The 1,703-nt window shown below is 39.9% G+C and carries 3 protein-coding genes; 2 read left to right on the forward strand and 1 reads right to left on the reverse strand.

Annotated elements, in window-relative coordinates; genetic code table 11:
• Nucleotides 1–191 precede the first annotated feature (191 nt).
• Entirely contained in the window at nucleotides 192–740 is a 549-nt protein-coding gene (locus LZU85_RS20730) for a hypothetical protein (protein WP_172564197.1), read from the reverse strand.
• A gap of 248 nt (nucleotides 741–988) precedes the next feature.
• Between LZU85_RS20730 and LZU85_RS20740 the strand changes: the two genes are divergently transcribed.
• Nucleotides 989–1,231 carry a type II toxin-antitoxin system Phd/YefM family antitoxin gene (locus LZU85_RS20740; RefSeq protein ID WP_039553847.1) on the forward strand — a complete coding sequence of 81 codons (243 nt, stop codon included), beginning with the start codon at nucleotides 989–991 and terminating at the stop codon, nucleotides 1,229–1,231.
• Nucleotides 1,232–1,238: 7 nt separating this feature from the next.
• A complete protein-coding gene (locus LZU85_RS20745; protein ID WP_060531668.1) occupies nucleotides 1,239–1,538 on the forward strand; it encodes a type II toxin-antitoxin system RelE/ParE family toxin in 300 nt (99 codons plus the stop codon).
• The last annotated feature ends 165 nt before the right edge of the window (nucleotides 1,539–1,703 follow it).

Genomic DNA, 1,703 nt, shown 5'->3' on the forward strand with positions numbered 1-1,703 from the left:
TCAGGCACCATGGGATTCCAATATTCTTCCATTTCAATCCTTGATATGTGGCGTACTCAAATGCGTTATAACGCCGCGTTAAGGGGTGAATGCCGCATAAACTAACTTTCCGCAAGCCACTTTCACCACCAAAATTCACAGTAAACCAAAAATGCCACGCGGCATGAATCCCACTTGAACGCCTTGTTAGCTTAAATTTCGCCAATAATGGTTAAATAGCCACCAATAATTACCATTAACCACAACGCTCCCCCCAGAGATAGCCACACATAGTTAAGCCAACTTAACTTTTTGTTGGTGTCACCAAACATATCATTTTGAGACTCATTAATAACCAACTGTATCTTATAAAGAATTTGACACTTAAAAGGAAAAAGCACCAAACCTACAAAAAAACTGTATGGTAATGCTATTTCTTTCTCAGAAAGACGATCTGATATTTGTCCAAGAATACTCAACAAAACATATTTTGTCGCATCCCATTCCAGTACTTTTGGCAAATCTGCTTGGGAAGACAAACTTTCACTTTTGGTTACCTTAGAACACAGTGAATGTAAGAAGAAAATAAAAAATATCGCTCGTGCTATAGGCCAAATTTTTTCACCGGAAGCCACTCTGTATATAGACCAATTTTTATACATCCAATAAAACCCATAGAAACCTAAGGTTCCAACATACATTACCGTAAACTTTTTAGGTGACACTACATAGAATGAAACATCAGAACTTAGTTTATCCATTTTTATTACTACTCCTTCTATAAAAATTTATGCTAACGCCGCGTTAAGGGGTGAATGCCGCACAAACCAAGTTTCCGCAGATCACTTTCACCACCAAAACTCACCACATACCAAAAATGCCACGCGGCATGAATCCCTCTTTAACGCTTTGTTAGTTTGCATTTTACACAAATCGCACGATTTAATTAAATTGACCATTTCATGCGACACACTATAATCTAACTGTACACTCAATTGGGGGACTTACCATGCATACATTAACAGCGAATGATGCCAAACGAAATTTCGGCGAACTACTTCTAAGCGCACAACGCGAGCCGGTAAAAATCAGCAAAAACAGTAAAGATACTGTCGTTGTCATGTCCATTCGTGACTTTGAAGAGTTAGAAGCTATGAAAGTTGAGTACCTCAAACACTGCTTTAAGTCAGCTAAAGAAGACTTGAACAATGGAAACGCCATTGATGGCGAAAGCTTTCTAAATTCGCTGTAACTAACATATGCAAAAGAACAAATACAAGCTAAGTAACTTAGCGCAATCTCACTTGCGCAAAGCAAAAAACTACACTGTTGAAAACTTTTCTGAATTACAGTGGCGCAACTACAAAGACACTCTGCTATCAGGGTTTCAAATGCTAGCTGATAACCCTGGGTTAGGAAGAAGCTGTGACGAGGTATACCCAAATGGCTTTTACTTCCCGATTGGAAAACACACCGCTTATTTCACTAAAGAAGATGGCTTTATCTTAGTCGTAGCTGTCTTAGGTCAATCACAGCTCCCACAGAATCATTTGAAATAACACGACTCCCCCCCCTAGATTTCATACCTGGGGGAGTTTATTCATGCAAACTAACGCTGCGTTAAGGGGTGAGTGCTGCCTAAACCAACCTTCCGCAGACCACTTTCACCACAAAACTCAATGCAAACCAAAAATGCCACGCGGCACGAATCCCACTTGAACGCC

The organism is Vibrio floridensis (assembly GCF_021852965.1).
GTDB lineage: Bacteria > Pseudomonadota > Gammaproteobacteria > Enterobacterales > Vibrionaceae > Vibrio > Vibrio floridensis.